A 14,134-nucleotide genomic window follows, 5' to 3' on the forward strand; every position below is an offset into this window, starting at 1 on the left:
TGGTCCTCAGCCTGTGGCGAGGGGAGATGTGCACAGCGAGCTTCCGCATGCCGATGGAGGACGTCGGCAGGCTGCTCGACACGCTCGACGACGGCTTCGCCGAGGCCACGGGCGAGCAGCCCGCGGTGCCCGCGGCCGATCCGGGCACCGAGGTCATGCCGGGCACCGGCACGTACCACCGGCCGTCCCACCATGCCCAGCAGCAGCCTCCGCCCGCGCTCGACGAGCGGCCCACCGCGTCGTTGTCGCCCAACGACGTGCTGGTCGCGCGCGGCCCGGCGCCGCAGGACAAGCTGGTGGCCTCCTACAGCGAGACCACCGGGCCCAGGGAGACGCCGTCGTACGGCGAGCGCAACCCCTTCACCGGCCCCCAGTACGTCGAGCAGCCCGCCGCCCAGTACCCCGGCGACCCGCACAGCGGCGCCCACTACACCGGCGACCCGTTCAGCGGCCCGCAGTACACGGGCGATCCGCTGAGCGGCCCCCAGTACACGGGTGACGCCTACAGCGGCCCGCAGTACACGGGTGACCCGCTGAGCGGCCCCCAGTACGCCGGCGACCCCTTCACCGGTCCCCAGTACGTCGACAGCAGCGAGCCGATCTACCAGCTCCCCGGTGACCAGCGCCGCCCGCAGCCGCTGAGCACCGACCCGCTCGGCTTCCCGTCCCAGGCCGCCGACCCCTTCCCGCCGGCCCAGCAGTACCACTCGGACTCGTACGGCTCCTACCAGCAGCCGGCTTCCCCGTCTCCGTCCCAGCCGCAGGCCCAGGCCCAGAGCACGGCCGGGCTCGGCACGCCCATGCACGGCATCCCCGGCGCGGGCCGCAGGCACAACCCCGCGCCCGCCCAGGACTCCTACCGCGCGGCCGACACCTACCAGGGCTACCAGCAGTCCCCGCCGCCCAACCCGGTGGACCCGCTGCTGGCGCTCGGCCGCCAGGAGTACCCGCCGCAGTCGTCCGACCCGAACATGGGCCGCCCCTACGTCGGCGACCCCCTGTTCTCGACCGGCGAACGCCTGCGCCCCGACCAGCAGCAGGACTACGACGACGGGCGCGACCGCCGGGAGTGGTGACACCCTCCTCCCGCCCGCCCGGTACGCTCTCGGCATCCACCCGGGTGAGCTGGAGGAGCGTCCTTGAATCCGACCATGGGCCTGCAACTGCTGCTGATGGCCGGTGGCGCGGTCGCGGTGGCGGCCGTGGCGCGGCGGCGGGGCTGGCCGGCCCCGTTGTTGCTGGTCGCGGCCGGGTTGCTGGTCTCGCCGCTGGTGCCGTCGGTGCCGTTGCAGCCCGAGCTGGTGCTGTTCGTGTTCCTGCCGCCGCTGCTCTACTCGGCCGCGCTCGACAGCTCCTACCTGCGCCTGCGTGACGTCAAGCGGGCCGTGGCGCTGCTGTCGATCGGCCTGGTGCTGTTCACCACGGCCGTGGTGGGGCTGGTCGTCCACCTGCTGCTGCCGCAGCTCCCGCTCGCCGCCGCCTTCGCGCTCGGCGCGATCATCGCGCCGCCCGACGCCGTGGCGGCCGTCGCCGTGGGCCGGCGGCTCGGGCTGCCGCGCAGGTCGCTGACGATCCTCATCGGCGAGAGCCTGTTCAACGACGCCACGGCGCTGACGGCCTACCGGGTGGCCATCGGGGCGGCCGTGGGCGGCAGCATCGACCTGCTCCAGGGCGTGGCGCAGTTCCTGTTCGCGGCGCTGGGCGGGGTGGCGATCGGGCTGGCGCTGGCGTTCGTGTTCGCGTGGGTGTTCCAGCACACCCGCGACTCGCTGGTCGAGAACACACTGATGTTGCTGATCCCGTTCGCGGCCTACCTCGCGGCCGAGTCCGTGCACGTCTCCGGGCTGGGTCCCGAGCCGGTGCACGCCTCGGGCGTGATCTCCGTCGTGGTCGTCGGCCTCTACCTGGGCAACCGCATGCACCAGCGGGGGTTCGGCACCCGGCTGGTGTCCGACGCCGTGTGGAAGGTCACCGACTTCTTCCTGGAGTCGATCGTCTTCGCGCTCATCGGGCTGCAGCTGGTGACCGTGGTCAAGGGCATCACCGGCTACGGCCCCTGGCAGGTGGCCGGATACGCGCTGGCGGTGCTCGGGGTGACGATCGTGTCCAGGTTCGTGTGGGTGTTCGCCTTCACCCCGCTGGTCAAGCTCGTACGGCGGGGCGCGTCGCCGCCCAGCCCGCAGCAGACGGTGATCCTCGGCTGGGCCGGCATGCGCGGCGTGGTGTCGCTGGCGGCGGCCTTCTCCATCCCGCCGGAGATCCCGGCCCGCGACCGGGCCATGCTGCTCTTCCTGACGTTCACCACGGTGATCGGCACCCTGCTGATCCAGGGCATGACGTTCCCCGCGCTGATCAGGAAGCTGCGCGTGTCGAGCGAGCAGGAGCGCTACGAGGACACGCTGGCCGAGGCGGCCGCCCAGCAGGCCGCGCTGGAGGCGGGCCTGGCCGAGCTCGAACGGCTGGTACAGCAGGAGGGCGAGCCCGACGAGATCAAGAAACAGGTCATCGACCAGCTCAAGGAGAAGTCGTGGCGGCGTTCGCTGACCGCGTGGGAACGTCTGGGCGGCGGCACCGCCCAGGGCGGCGCCGAGACCCCCAGCAGCCTCTACCGGCGGCTGCGCCGTGACATGCTCACGGCCGAGCGCGAGGTGTTCGTGCGGCTGCGCGACGAGCGCCGCCTCGACGACGAGGTGCTGCGCGAGGTGATGGCCCAGCTCGACTTCGAGGAGGCCATCCTCGAACGCTGACCCCGACAGACGCCTTCCTCAGAGCCGCCGCCCTGCGCGTGCAGGGCAGGGCAGGGCCTCGCGAGGTCAGCCCATCTGGTTGTCCACGAAGCACCAGCGCCAGCTCTCGCCCGGTTCGTACGACTGCATCACCGGGTGCGTGGTCTCGTGGAAGTGCTTGGTCGCGTGCTTGTTGGGCGAGGAGTCGCAGCAGCCGATGTGGCCGCACTCGAGACAGCGCCGCAGGTGCACCCACCGGCTGCCGATGGCCAGGCACTCCTCGCAGCCCTCTGGGGTCTTCGCCGCCGGGTCGTCGGCCTGGGAAAGATGCTCGCACATTGCCATGAACCAGATCCTAGAACGCGGGCGTCGTCCTCTGCCGTCCGGACCTCTTGTGCGTGTCCTGACCAGCGACGACATCCGGAGGACCGCTGCCAGGCGCGCGGTTCGCAGGGTGGTCGATCAGACTTCTTCTCAGGGGCCCGCACCCAAGGGGAGCGAGAAGTCATGACCGATGTGTTCGCGAAGTGTCGTCTGCCCGAGTATCGGCCGGTCAAGGATCTGGGCGTCTATCCCTACTACCACCCCGTCGAGGAGCGGCCGGGCGACGGGGAGGTGGTGGTCGGCGGGCGGGTGCTGGTGCAGGCCGGGTCCAACGACTACCTCGGGCTGTCGGGGGATCCCCGCGTCAAGGAGGCGGCCGTCGCGGCGGTCCGGCGATTCGGGACGGGCAGCGGCGGGTCGCGGCTGGCGAACGGCTCCCTCGCGCTGCACGAGGAGCTGGAGGCGCGGCTCGCCGCGTTCCTCGGGCGTCCGGCGGTCATGGTGACCAGCGCGGGCTACCTGGCCAACCTCGCACTGGGCGCGCTGCTGGGGCCGGGCGACGTGGTGATCGGCGACCGGCTGGTGCACGCCTGCCTCATCGACGCCGTATGCCTGGGCGGGGCCCGCTTACGCCGCTACCGGCACAACGACCTGGACCACCTGGAACGCCTGCTGGACGCGTGCGACCCGGACGCCGGACGGATGATCGTGACAGAAGGCATGTTCTCCACCTCCGGGGACGTGTGCGACCTGCCGGGCATCGCCAAGCTCGCCCGCGCGTACGGCGCCCGCGTCGTGATGGACAGCGCGCACGACGTCGGCCTGCTCGGGGACGGCGGACGCGGCGCCGCCGAGGCGCACGGCCTGGAGGAAGCCGTGGACGTGCAGACCATCACCTTCTCCAAGTCGCTCGGCACGGTCGGCGGCGCCGTCGCGGGGCCGGAGGAGATCATCCTCTACCTGCGTCATCACGCGCGGTCCATGGTGTTCACCGCCGCGCTGCCCCCGGCCTGCGCCGCCGCGGCGCTGGCCGCCCTGGACATCGTCGCGGCCGAGCCCGAACGGCGACGGCGGCTGCGCGCGGCGGCCGGGCGGCTGAGCGGTGAGCTGGCGGGGCTGGGGTACGCGGTCGTGCCGTCGGAGCGTCCGGTCATCGCCGTGGCGGTGGGGGAGGACCTGCTGTGCTTCCGGTTGTGGCGGGAGTTGTTCGACGAAGGGGTGTTCACCACGGCCATGGTGTCGCCGGGGGTGCCGCCGGGGCAGGCGCTCATCCGGGTCAGCATCACCGCCACCCACACCGACGCGCAGCTCGACCGCATCACGGCCGCCTTCGCGTCCGCCGGCCACCGAGCGGGCCTCCTGTCCTGAAGGTCCGGACGCCTCGACCCGGGCCCTCCCGGGAGATACAGCCGTGATCCAAGGGCGGCAGGGCTGGCGTGTCGGGGGTGGTGTGGGTGGAGATCAGGGGATTCCCAGGGTTTCGGGGCCGCCGCGTGCCCAGGAGCGCTGGGTAAGGTCGAGGTATGCGACTCATCAAGAGCCGGTTCGTTCCCCTGGCGCTCTTCGCCGTATGCGTCCTGGCCGCCGGGTGCGGCGAGGTCAACGACACGATCGACAAGGCCCAGGCGTGCCTGGAGGCGCCGAAGATCGTCACCGACCTGGCCGCCAAGGTCAAGGACCTCACCGACGACCCCAAGGCCATGGACAAGGCGCTCGACGACGCCGCGGGCAAGCTCAACGACGTGGCCGACAAGGCCGCCAACACCACGCTCAAGCAGGCCAGCGAAGATCTTGCCAAGACTTTGAGCGGGATCGACGTGCAGAACGTCAACGACGCCGTCGACGCGGCCCAGAAGGTGGCCGGCGAAGCGGTCGACTACGCGCAGCAGGTCGCCAAGGCGTGCAGCTGAAATCCCGGCTTCTCTAGGGGAAAAGGGGACGAATTACCATATAAGGCATGGAGCCCGACCCGCGTTTCACCTTGGCCAACGAACGCACCTTTCTCACGTGGCTGAGCACGGCGCTGGCGCTCAGCGCGGGCGGGGTGGCCATGGCGGCGGTCCCCGCGGACGTGTTCGTGCCATGGGTCCGCACAGTGCTGGCCGTCATGCTCGTGTCGCTGTCCGCGCTGGCCGCGGGCATGGCCTATCCGCGCTGGCGCAACATCCAGCGCGCCCTGCGCAACCAGGCGCCGCTCCCGCCGCCCGCCCTCGCGGCCGTCTTCGGGTACGGCGTCGCCACCGTCGCCGTCATCGCCCTCGTCCTCATCATCCTGTCGGTGTAGATGTCACAGGAGATCTGGGACGAGGGCCTGCAGAGCGAGCGCACCCGGCTCGCCTGGGTGCGTACCGCCGTGGCGCTGGCCACGGGCGGGCTCGGCGCCGCCGGGCTCGCGGTGCGCCACGGCCTGCCCGCCGTGGCCGTCGCGGGGTTCGCGCTGGCCGCACTCTGCGGCGCCGTCCTGCTGATCAGGACCGGGGTGCGGTTCCGCCGGGTCCAGGAGGCCCTGCACGGCGGACGGCCCATCGACGCGGGTCTCGACGCGTTGTTCGCCTGGCTCGGCACCCTCAGCGTCGTGCTGGGGGCCGCCACCTTCGTGCTCACGGTTCGGTGACCCCCGGCTTGCGGCAGGCGGGAGGGGAGGCGGACACTCGAAGGGAGGGGGTGACCTCAGTGGAGGAAGAACGCAGGACCCTGCCCTTGGAGTGCCGCGGCTGCTGGCACGTCTGGGAAGAGGACTACCTCGTCAGGCACGTCGACGACGAGCACGGGAACGCCGCCGAGATCTGGCTCAGGGACGGGTTGGTGGTGCCGCCGCCGTCGTCCGGGGTGATCTGCCCGCATTGCGGCTGTCAGCAGACCACCACGTTCCCGGCCGGGTATCTGGCCCGTCATCCGGAGCTTTTCCGGGCGGCCGAACCCGGCGTGCCGGACGCGACGCCGCTGCTCAGCCCGGTTCCGCCGCGACGTCCGTACTGACGCCGGTCCCGGAGGTGGGCGGACAAGTAGCGAAAATCGCCGGTAAACCATGACACTTGGTGAGCGTTTCGTAGCTTGAAGTGTCATAAGTTACGCCTTGCGGAGGCGCGCGGTCAGGCGCAGACTCAGGTCTAGACCACCTAGACCACCGAATCCCAGCCGGGGGTGATCCTCGTGCGCGACGGGTTCGAGACCCGCGAGACCTGGCCCTTCGAGTGCCTTCGCTGTCTGCGTGTCTGGGAGGAGGAATTCGTCGTCCGGCATTTCGCCGACGACCACGGCAACGAGGTCGAGATCTGGCTCAGCTCCGGCGTTGCCGTGCAACCTCCCTCGTCGGGCGCGTGCTGCCCGGGATGCGGCGGCTATCACGTGACGTCGTTCCCCAGCGGTTACCTGGCCAGGCACCCCGAGCTGCGGCCTGAGCCGGAAGTGCTGCCCGCGCTGCTGCCCGAGCTCACGCCCGGGTTCGGCACCGCGTCCGGCCCGCCGCTGGAGGAGCGGAAGGCGCCCCTGCCCGGGGCGCCCCTGGCCGGCCGGTTGCTCGTCGCGATCGGGGTGCCCGTCGCCCTGTTCATCGGGTACGAGCTTTACCGGAGCCTCGTGGCCGTCACGCCCGTCCACCATTAGCCCGCCGCCCGCGCGGCGGGCCGATGGTGTCCCGGATCACTGACTCAGGCTCTCCAGCCAGGCCCGATGCAGCCCGGCGAAGCGGCCCGAGGCGGCGATGAGCCGGTCGGGCGGCCCGTCCTCGACGACCTGGCCGGCCTCCATCACCAGCACCCGGTCGGCGATCTCCACCGTCGAGAGCCGATGGGCGATGATCAGCGCGGTGCGGTCGGCGAGGATCGTGCGCAGCGCCCGCTGCACCAGCCGCTCGCTCGGCACGTCGAGGCTGGAGGTGGCCTCGTCGAGGATGAGCACCGCGGGGTCGGCGAGGAACGCCCTGGCGAACGCGATGAGCTGCCGCTGGCCCGCCGACATGCGTCCGCCGCGCTTGCCGACCTCGGTGTCGTAACCGTCGGGCAGGCCGGCGACGAACTCGTGCGCGCCGATCGCCTTGGCCGCCTCGCGGACCTGGCGGTCGGTGGCGTCCGGCCGGCCGAACCTGATGTTGTCCGCGACCGTGCCGCTGAACAGGAAGTTCTCCTGCGTCACCATGACCACGGCCTGGCGGAGCGTCGTCTCGTCCAGGTCGCGCAGATCGACCCCGTCGAGCAGGACGCGGCCCGCGGTCGGGTCGTAGAAGCGGGAGATCATCTTGGCCAGCGTGGTCTTGCCCGCGCCGGTCGCGCCGACCAGCGCCACGCTCTGCCCGCCGGGGATCGTCAGGTCGAGGCCGGGCAGGATCGGCATCTCCTCGACGTAGGCGAACCGGACGTCCTCGAAGCGGACCATGCCGCGGGCCGGCTGGGGCAGCGCCTCGGGCCGCCGCGGCTCCGGCACGCCCGGCTCCTCCTCCAGCACCCCGGACAGCTTCTCCAGGGCCGCGCCCGCCGACTGCAGGGTGTTGTAGAACTGGCTGAGCTCCTGCATCGGCTCGTAGAACTGCCGCAGGTACAGCAGGAACGCGGCCAGCACGCCGACGGTGACCTCGTCGTTGATGGCCAGGTAGCCGCCGTAGAGCAGCACCCCGCCCACGGTCAGGTTGCCGATCAGCTTGATGCCGAACATGAACTCCGCGCCCAGCAGCATGCTGCGCGCGTTGGCGTCCCGGTAGTCGTCGTTGAGCTGGGCGAAGATCTCCTGGTTGCGCGGCTCCCGGCGGAACGCCTGCACCGCGCGGATGCCGGTCATCGACTCCACGAAGTGCACGATCACCAGGGCGACCGTCTCCCGCGTCCGCCGGTAGACGATCACCGACTGGCGCCGGAACCACCGCGTGAACAGCAGCAGCAGCGGCAGCGGGACCAGCGCCACCAGGCCGAGGTGCACGTCGAGGATCAGCAGCAGGCCGGCCGTGCCGAACATCGTCAGCACCGCCTTGACCAGCCCGTCGAAGCCCGACTGGAGCAGCTCGGAGATGGCCTCGATGTCGGAGGTCAGCCGGGAGATGACCCGGCCCGAGGTGTACTTCTCGTGGAAGCTGAGCGACAGCCGCTGGAAGTGGTCGAACACCCGCCTGCGCAGCTCCAGCAGCACGCTCTGGCCGATCTTCCCCGACAGGCGCAGGAACGCCTTCCGGGTGAGCGCCTGCGTGACGGCCGCGGCCAGGATCACCCCGACCACGATCAGCAGGATTTCCGGCCCGGACCCCCTGGTCATCGGCGGGATGCCGTCGTCGATCCCCACCTTGACCAGGTACGGGATCGCGAGCGCAGCGGCGTTCGAGACGACGATGATCGCCGTGAGCAGCGCGATGGGCTTGCGGTACGGGCGCAGCAGGTCGCCGAGCAGCCTGCGGGAGCGCTCCCGCAGAAGCACCGAGACCTTCTCCGGCAGTTCGTCCTGCTCCTCGGAGGCGACGCCGCGCCAGGAGGAGACGGGGGCGGTGGTCATCGCAGCGCTCCTTCCGAGGGGTCGAAGTCGGCGTCCTGGGCCAGCAGCTCGCGGTACTCGGGCACGTCGGCCAGCAGTTCGTGGTGACGTCCGACGTGGGTGATGGTGCCGTCGCGCAGCAGCGCCACCTTGTCGGCCAGCAGCACGGTCGAGGCGCGGTGGGCGACCACGATGCCGGTCGCCTCGCGCAGGACGTGCCGCAGCGCCTCCTCCACCAGCGCCTCGGTCTCCACGTCGAGCGCGGACAGGGTGTCGTCGAGGACGAGGACCCGCGGCCTGCTCAGCACCGCCCGCGCCAGGGCGAGCCGCTGCCGCTGCCCGCCGGACAGCGACAGGCCCTGCTCGCCGATGCGGGTGTCGAGGCCCCAGGGCAGGTCGTACACGAAACCGGCCTGCGCGGTGCGGATGGCGTCGGCCAGCTCCTCCTCTGTGGCGTCGAGCCGGCCGAGCATGAGGTTCTCGCGCACGCTCATCGAGAACAGCGTCGGCTCCTCGAACGCGGTGGCCACCAGCGAGCGCAGCGTGGTCAGGTCGAGGGCGCGCACGTCCTCGCCGTCGATCGTGACGCGGCCCACGGTGGGGTCGATCAGCCGGGGCACCAGCGCGGTCAGCGTGGTCTTGCCGGCGCCGGTCGCGCCGACGACGGCCACCGTCTCGCCGGGGTGCACGTCCAGCCAGACGTCCCGCAGCACCGGCCCGTCCGCGCCGGGGAAGGTGAACCCGACGCCCTCGAACCGCAGGTGGCCGCGGGGCAGCTCGATCGTGCGGGTGCCGCTCTCGATGGCCGGGACGGTGTCCATGACCTCCATGACGCGGTCGGCGGAGGTCATCGCCTCCTGGGCCATGGCCAGGATGTAGCCGAGGCTGGCGATGGGCCAGACGAGCTGGAGCATCAGGGTGGTGAAGGCGACCAGCGTGCCCAGCGTCATCGAGCCGGAGCCCACCGCGAGGGCGCCGAGCAGCAGCACCAGGGCGAGGGTGACGTTGGGGATCACTTCGAGGAAGGCGAAGAACTTCGCCGACAGGTTGGCCTTGTCGACCGAGCTGCCGTACACCTTGCGGGCCGCCTCGTCGTACCGGTCGTAGACGTGGTGGCGGCGGCCGAAGGCCTTGATCGTACGGATGCCGATGGCCGACTCCTCGACGAGCGTGGCGAGGTCGCCCTGCTCGTCCTGGACCTGCCGGGAGATCTTGATGTACCGCTTCTCGAACCGCAGGGACGTCCACACGATCGGCACGGCCGAGGCCAGCACCAGCAGCCCGAGCGGCCAGTACTTGTTCAGCAGCAGCACGGTCACGGTGATGAGCTGGAGGACGTTCATCACCAGGAAGAGCATGCCGAAGCCGAGGAAGCGGCGGATCGTGGACAGGTCCGTCGTGGCCCGCGACAACAACTGGCCCGACTGCCAGTCGCCGTGGAAACCCATCGGCAGGCGCTGAAGGTGCTCGTAGAGGTCGTCGCGGATCGCGGTCTCCAGCCCGAGGACGGGCTTGACCTGGGTCCAGCGCCGCAGGAAGATCAGCCCGGCCTCCACGACGCCCACGCCCAGGGCGATGAGCCCGAGCGGGAGCAGCCCGTCGGAGTCGCCCCGCGTCACGGGGCCGTCGATGACCTTCTCACTGATCAGGGGCAGCGCGATGCTCGCGGCGATGCTGAGTATCGCGGCCAGCCAGATGAGCACCAGTCTGGCGGCGTACGGGCGGAGGTAGGACTTCATCCGCCACAGGGAGTTGGAGGAGAGCAGGGGACGGCGAGGTGTGTCAGTATCGGGAGGCATCCCATCCAGGTTAATACGTGGGATCAACCCATTTTTTGCGGTAAATGTGGGGGTTTCTGCAGGTAACGTGCGGAAACGAGACCCCCATGACCTGCCCGCCGGCCCCGCCTCCGCCACCGTCGCGGCGGCCGGGCAACACGTCCACCTGCGGCTCGGGTGCGGCGTAGGCCAACGGGGCTGTCCTTTCCGCTCACCATTTCTCACCGGACAGGAAGTCGTGATGATCGACCAGAGTGAACTGCCGTACCTGCGCCGCTGTGTCGAGCTGGCCGCCGAGGCGCTTGAGTCGGGCGACGAGCCCTTCGGGTCGGTGCTGGTCGCCGGGGACGGCGCCGTGCTGGCCGAGGACCACAACCGGGTGGCCGGCGGCGACCGCACCCGGCACCCGGAGTTCGAGCTGGCACGTTGGGCGGCGGCCAACCTGACCCCGCCGGAGCGGGCGGCGGCCACCGTCTACACCTCCGGCGAGCATTGCCCGATGTGCGCGGCGGCCCACGCCTGGGTGGGGCTGGGACGCATCGTCTACGTGGCGTCGTCGGCCCAGCTCGCCGACTGGCTGGGCGAGCTGGGCGTGCCGGCGCCGCCGGTGAGCACGCTGCCGGTCAACGCCGTCGCGCCGGGCGTGACGGTGGACGGGCCCGTCCCCGAGCTGGCCGACGAGGTGCACGCGCTGCACCGGCGTTTCCACGGCGGACGCTGAGGTCAGGCCGTTCGGCCCGCCGCCGGTCAGGGGGGGGTCGAGCCGAGGGCGATGGTGTCGGCGACCTCGGCGTGCCGCTCGGACTCCTCGGCGGCGAAGCGGGCCGCGTCCAGCTGGTCGGCGATGTCCTCGTCCTGCTTCATGAGGGCGTCGAGCGACTGGCCGGCCATCTCCAGCACGCCCATGTCGGCGTACGCCTGCTGCAGCCGGGGGCTCCACAGCCCGATGTCCTTGACGCACGGCACGATCCTGCTGAACAGCAGCGAGCGGAACAGCCGCAGGTACTCCGACTGGTCGGTGGCCCGCATGACCTCGTCGGTCTCCGCCCTGGACAGGCCCAGGTGCTCCCAGGACTCCGCGCCGCGCAGCCGGTCGCGCATCAGGTAGCAGCCCTCGATGACGAAGTCCTCGCGCTCGCGCAGCTCGGACTCCGACAGGTTCTGGTAGTAGTCGCGCAGCGCCATGCGGCCGAAGGCGACGTGCCGGGCCTCGTCCTGCATCACGTACGCGAGGATCTGCTTGGGCAGCGGCTTGGTGGTGATGTCGCGCATCACGCCGAACGCGGCCAGGGCCAGGCCCTCGATGAGCACCTGCATGCCGAGGTAGGGCATGTCCCAGCGGGAGTCGCTGAGCGTGCTCTCCAGCAGCGCCTTGAGATGCTCGTTGATCGGGTAGGCCAGGCCCACCTTCTCCTGGAGGAAGCGGGCGTAGGTCTCGGCGTGGCGGGCCTCGTCCATGGTCTGGGTGGCGGCGTAGAACTTGGAGTCGAGGTCGGGGACCGACTCCACGATCCGGGCCGAGCAGATCATCGCGCCCTGCTCGCCGTGCAGGAACTGGGAGAACTGCCAGGCCGCGCCGTGCAGCCGGACGTCCTGGCGCTGCTGGGGGCCGAGCCGGTGCCACAGCGGGGTGTCGTAGATGGCGATCGTGGTGTCGGGGATGCCGAGCACGTTGTACGGGTCCACCTCCAGGTCCCAGTCGATGCGCTTGGTCGAGTCCCACTGCTTGTCCTTGCCCTTCTGGTACAAGGCCAGCATGCGATCGCGGCCCTCGTCGTACTCCCAGGTGAACCGGCTGGCGCCGGCCATCCCGACGTCCCAGGTGGAGAGCTCGGCGGGGAGGGTGTAGAGATCGTGCGTCGACATAGGGACCTCCGCGAGGGGGATTACGTACGGTGTACGTCCACGGCTCGACCCTTGCACGTACGGTGTACGTGCGTCAATAGAATGAGCTATGACCACCGAGCCCTTGTCCAGGCCGCGCATCGTGGCCGCGGCCATCGACCTCATCGAGCGTGAGGGCGCGGACGCGGTCTCCATGCGCCGCATCGCGGCCGAGCTCGGCGTCGGCGTGATGTCCCTGTACAACCACGTGCCGAACAAGGACGCCCTGCTCAACGGCGTGGCCGAGAGCGTGCTGAGCGGGATCGAGTTCACCGACGACCCCGACGCCCACTGGACCGACCGGGTGCGGGCGCAGGCCCGCGCCTTCCGGCAGATCGCCCATCACCATCCGCGCTCGACCATGGTGGTGGTCAGCCGTCAGCTCCACTCCCACGCCGGGCTGCTGCCGGTCGAGCGGGCGCTGGCCACGCTGCGCGGCGCGGGCTTCGACGGGCCGGACGCGGTCCGCATGCTGCGCATGTTCATCGCCTTCATCGTGGGCTCGCTGCTGCGCGAGGTCGGCGTGACGCCCACGTTCGCGCCCGTCCACAGCCGCACGGTCGAGGCCGCCGAGGTCGATCCGGCGCTGTTCCCCGAGGTGAGCGCGCTGGCGCCGCTGCTGACCGAGTGCGACCACGAGGCGGAGTTCGAGTTCGGGGTCGAGCTGCTGATCCAGGCCATCGCGGTGCACGCGGGCCAGTAGGAGGGCACCCGAGGCGGGCCCGGGTGCCCTCCGGAGCGGGAGATCAGTACCAGTTGTGCGATCTCCAGTGTCCCCAGGCGCCGCAGGGCCTGCCGTACCTGCCCTTGATGTAGGCCAGGCCCCAGCGGATCTGCGTCTCGGGGTTGGACCTCCAGTCCTTGCCCGCGCCGCTCATCTTGCCCGCGGGCAGCGCCTGCGGGATTCCGTAGGCGCCCGACGATCTGTTGAGCGCGTGGTGGTTCCAATTGCTCTCTCTGGTCCACAGGTTGTCCAGGCAGCGGAACTCCCGGTAGTTCCACGCACGCTGGACGACCTGTCCCAGGGCGATCTTCTTGTTTCTTCCGGCGGGCCTCACGGCCGCGATCTTCGGTTGCGCTGACGTTGTCCAGGTCCGCATCTTGATCATCGGTGGCTGGGACTCCGCCCAGGCCGCACCGGTCGTGACGCCGAACGCGCTGATAGTGAGAAGAGTGCCGCTGAGCACGCGTTTGCTGTCCAAGGCGATCCTTGCTTCCGGGTCGCGTGCGGACGGGCGCCCCCGCGGGGGCGCCCTGCCGTCCGGCGTCCGTGGCTCGGACGCGGAGGGTCCGCGCGGCCCCCCGGGATCCTGTACCGCCCGATCGTGCTGGACGGCCCGGAAGGCGCCACGACGTGTCCTCTAGCACGATTCCTATTACGGGCCGTGACCGCGGGCCGCGATCGCGACACGCGAAGGACAGGAGTTTGCGCGCTCAATTCGGATAAAAGGCGATCTCGCTGGGCCGGGATTGCCCTGCCCGTCGCCCATATGGCATGTCCTTGAGGAAAAACGCGGACATACCTGGGGTTTGACTCAGTACCAACTGTGGGATTGGAAGTGCGCCCACGCGCGACACGGCGAGCCGTACCGCTGCTTGATGTAGCCCAGACCCCACCTGATCTGGGTACGCGGGTTGGTGCGCCAGTCGGCGCCCGAGGAGGCCATCTTGTGGCCCGGGAGTGCCTGCGGGATGCCGTAGGCGCCCGACCGGTTGCCGGCCCTGTGGTTCCAGCCGCTCTCTCTGGCCCAGAGTCTGACCAGGCAGCCGTAGCTCGCGGCACCCCAGCCGCGCTGGGCGAGCAGGGACTTGGCGATGGCTTTGTTCCTGCCGCTGCTCTGGGAGGTCTGCGCCTGTGCGGCCGTGGTGCCGGTCGCCGCCACGAGAGTGGCGGCCAGGACCAGGACACCGGTACGGCGGAGCATGGGCATGCGGATTCCCTTTCGAAGGTGACGGGGACCGCGTCAC

At 70.7% G+C, this 14,134-nt stretch carries 16 protein-coding genes; 10 read left to right on the forward strand and 6 right to left on the reverse strand.

Annotated features, from left to right (window positions below; translation table 11 throughout):
- The first annotated feature begins 47 nt into the window (after positions 1 to 47).
- Positions 48 to 1,076, forward strand: coding sequence for a hypothetical protein (locus ACWCSU_RS08435; protein ID WP_449934458.1), 1,029 nt, complete (start codon positions 48 to 50; stop codon positions 1,074 to 1,076).
- Between the two features lie 63 nt (positions 1,077 to 1,139).
- A complete protein-coding gene (locus ACWCSU_RS08440) occupies positions 1,140 to 2,747 on the forward strand; it encodes a Na+/H+ antiporter (RefSeq protein WP_357701322.1) in 1,608 nt (535 codons plus the stop codon).
- Between the two features lie 66 nt (positions 2,748 to 2,813).
- Here the strand turns inward: ACWCSU_RS08440 and ACWCSU_RS08445 are convergent, their stop codons facing one another.
- A complete protein-coding gene (locus ACWCSU_RS08445) occupies positions 2,814 to 3,071 on the reverse strand; it encodes a ubiquitin carboxyl-terminal hydrolase 14 (RefSeq protein WP_357701320.1) in 258 nt (85 codons plus the stop codon).
- A gap of 162 nt (positions 3,072 to 3,233) precedes the next feature.
- On the opposite strand from ACWCSU_RS08445, the gene ACWCSU_RS08450 reads away from it, so the two are divergent.
- From ACWCSU_RS08450 to ACWCSU_RS08475, 6 genes are all read left to right on the forward strand, one after another.
- On the forward strand, positions 3,234 to 4,418 hold the full coding sequence (locus ACWCSU_RS08450; RefSeq protein ID WP_449934460.1) for an aminotransferase class I/II-fold pyridoxal phosphate-dependent enzyme: 1,185 nt from the start codon (positions 3,234 to 3,236) through the stop codon (positions 4,416 to 4,418).
- A gap of 155 nt (positions 4,419 to 4,573) precedes the next feature.
- Entirely contained in the window at positions 4,574 to 4,960 is a 387-nt protein-coding gene (locus ACWCSU_RS08455; RefSeq protein WP_357701316.1) for a hypothetical protein, read from the forward strand.
- Positions 4,961 to 5,007: 47 nt separating this feature from the next.
- A complete protein-coding gene (locus ACWCSU_RS08460; RefSeq protein ID WP_357701315.1) occupies positions 5,008 to 5,334 on the forward strand; it encodes a YidH family protein in 327 nt (108 codons plus the stop codon).
- Entirely contained in the window at positions 5,335 to 5,664 is a 330-nt protein-coding gene (locus tag ACWCSU_RS08465; protein ID WP_352324107.1) for a DUF202 domain-containing protein, read from the forward strand.
- A 50-nt stretch (positions 5,665 to 5,714) separates the two neighbouring features.
- On the forward strand, positions 5,715 to 6,029 hold the full coding sequence (locus ACWCSU_RS08470) for a hypothetical protein (RefSeq protein ID WP_357701313.1): 315 nt from the start codon (positions 5,715 to 5,717) through the stop codon (positions 6,027 to 6,029).
- A gap of 174 nt (positions 6,030 to 6,203) precedes the next feature.
- The gene (locus ACWCSU_RS08475; RefSeq protein ID WP_357701311.1) at positions 6,204 to 6,656 is read left to right on the forward strand and encodes a hypothetical protein; all 453 of its coding nucleotides are present in this window, start codon (positions 6,204 to 6,206) and stop codon (positions 6,654 to 6,656) included.
- Between the two features lie 36 nt (positions 6,657 to 6,692).
- Here ACWCSU_RS08475 and ACWCSU_RS08480 read toward each other — a convergent pair whose 3' ends face one another.
- Positions 6,693 to 8,525 carry an ABC transporter ATP-binding protein gene (locus ACWCSU_RS08480; RefSeq protein WP_449934464.1) on the reverse strand — a complete coding sequence of 611 codons (1,833 nt, stop codon included), beginning with the start codon at positions 8,523 to 8,525 and terminating at the stop codon, positions 6,693 to 6,695.
- On the reverse strand, positions 8,522 to 10,303 hold the full coding sequence (locus tag ACWCSU_RS08485; protein WP_357701307.1) for an ABC transporter ATP-binding protein: 1,782 nt from the start codon (positions 10,301 to 10,303) through the stop codon (positions 8,522 to 8,524). The genes ACWCSU_RS08480 and ACWCSU_RS08485 overlap by 4 nt, the downstream gene beginning before the upstream one ends.
- Positions 10,304 to 10,523: 220 nt before the next feature.
- On the opposite strand from ACWCSU_RS08485, the gene ACWCSU_RS08490 reads away from it, so the two are divergent.
- Positions 10,524 to 11,003, forward strand: coding sequence for a nucleoside deaminase (locus tag ACWCSU_RS08490; protein WP_449934466.1), 480 nt, complete (start codon positions 10,524 to 10,526; stop codon positions 11,001 to 11,003).
- A gap of 26 nt (positions 11,004 to 11,029) precedes the next feature.
- On the opposite strand, the gene ACWCSU_RS08495 is transcribed toward ACWCSU_RS08490, so the two are convergent.
- On the reverse strand, positions 11,030 to 12,148 hold the full coding sequence (locus tag ACWCSU_RS08495; protein WP_449934469.1) for a ferritin-like domain-containing protein: 1,119 nt from the start codon (positions 12,146 to 12,148) through the stop codon (positions 11,030 to 11,032).
- An 88-nt stretch (positions 12,149 to 12,236) separates the two neighbouring features.
- Here ACWCSU_RS08495 and ACWCSU_RS08500 point away from each other — a divergent pair, with 88 nt between their 5' ends.
- Complete coding sequence (locus tag ACWCSU_RS08500; protein ID WP_357701301.1) at positions 12,237 to 12,869, forward strand: TetR/AcrR family transcriptional regulator; 633 nt, start codon at positions 12,237 to 12,239, stop codon at positions 12,867 to 12,869.
- 43 nt (positions 12,870 to 12,912) lie between these two features.
- Here the strand turns inward: ACWCSU_RS08500 and ACWCSU_RS08505 are convergent, their stop codons facing one another.
- Positions 12,913 to 13,224, reverse strand: coding sequence for an aggregation-promoting factor C-terminal-like domain-containing protein (locus tag ACWCSU_RS08505; RefSeq protein ID WP_357701299.1), 312 nt, complete (start codon positions 13,222 to 13,224; stop codon positions 12,913 to 12,915).
- A 477-nt stretch (positions 13,225 to 13,701) separates the two neighbouring features.
- A complete protein-coding gene (locus tag ACWCSU_RS08510) occupies positions 13,702 to 14,097 on the reverse strand; it encodes an aggregation-promoting factor C-terminal-like domain-containing protein (RefSeq protein WP_364089708.1) in 396 nt (131 codons plus the stop codon).
- Between the last annotated feature and the right edge of the window lie 37 nt (positions 14,098 to 14,134).

It is taken from the genome of Nonomuraea sp. NPDC001699 (genome assembly GCF_053596455.1).

What these genes read in the sequence shown, in the direction of transcription:
- ACWCSU_RS08455 (WP_357701316.1), top strand. Translation starts at nt 4,574, where the DNA reads ATGCGACTCATCAAGAGCCGGTTCGTTCCCCTGGCGCTCTTCGCCGTA.
- ACWCSU_RS08480 (WP_449934464.1), bottom strand. Translation starts at nt 8,525, where the DNA reads ATGACCACCGCCCCCGTCTCCTCCTGGCGCGGCGTCGCCTCCGAGGAG.
- ACWCSU_RS08490 (WP_449934466.1), top strand. Translation starts at nt 10,524, where the DNA reads ATGATCGACCAGAGTGAACTGCCGTACCTGCGCCGCTGTGTCGAGCTG.
- ACWCSU_RS08465 (WP_352324107.1), top strand. Translation starts at nt 5,335, where the DNA reads ATGTCACAGGAGATCTGGGACGAGGGCCTGCAGAGCGAGCGCACCCGG.
- ACWCSU_RS08500 (WP_357701301.1), top strand. Translation starts at nt 12,237, where the DNA reads ATGACCACCGAGCCCTTGTCCAGGCCGCGCATCGTGGCCGCGGCCATC.
- ACWCSU_RS08450 (WP_449934460.1), top strand. Translation starts at nt 3,234, where the DNA reads ATGACCGATGTGTTCGCGAAGTGTCGTCTGCCCGAGTATCGGCCGGTC.
- ACWCSU_RS08510 (WP_364089708.1), bottom strand. Translation starts at nt 14,097, where the DNA reads ATGCCCATGCTCCGCCGTACCGGTGTCCTGGTCCTGGCCGCCACTCTC.
- ACWCSU_RS08435 (WP_449934458.1), top strand. Translation starts at nt 48, where the DNA reads ATGCCGATGGAGGACGTCGGCAGGCTGCTCGACACGCTCGACGACGGC.
- ACWCSU_RS08460 (WP_357701315.1), top strand. Translation starts at nt 5,008, where the DNA reads ATGGAGCCCGACCCGCGTTTCACCTTGGCCAACGAACGCACCTTTCTC.
- ACWCSU_RS08445 (WP_357701320.1), bottom strand. Translation starts at nt 3,071, where the DNA reads ATGGCAATGTGCGAGCATCTTTCCCAGGCCGACGACCCGGCGGCGAAG.
- ACWCSU_RS08485 (WP_357701307.1), bottom strand. Translation starts at nt 10,303, where the DNA reads ATGCCTCCCGATACTGACACACCTCGCCGTCCCCTGCTCTCCTCCAAC.
- ACWCSU_RS08495 (WP_449934469.1), bottom strand. Translation starts at nt 12,148, where the DNA reads ATGTCGACGCACGATCTCTACACCCTCCCCGCCGAGCTCTCCACCTGG.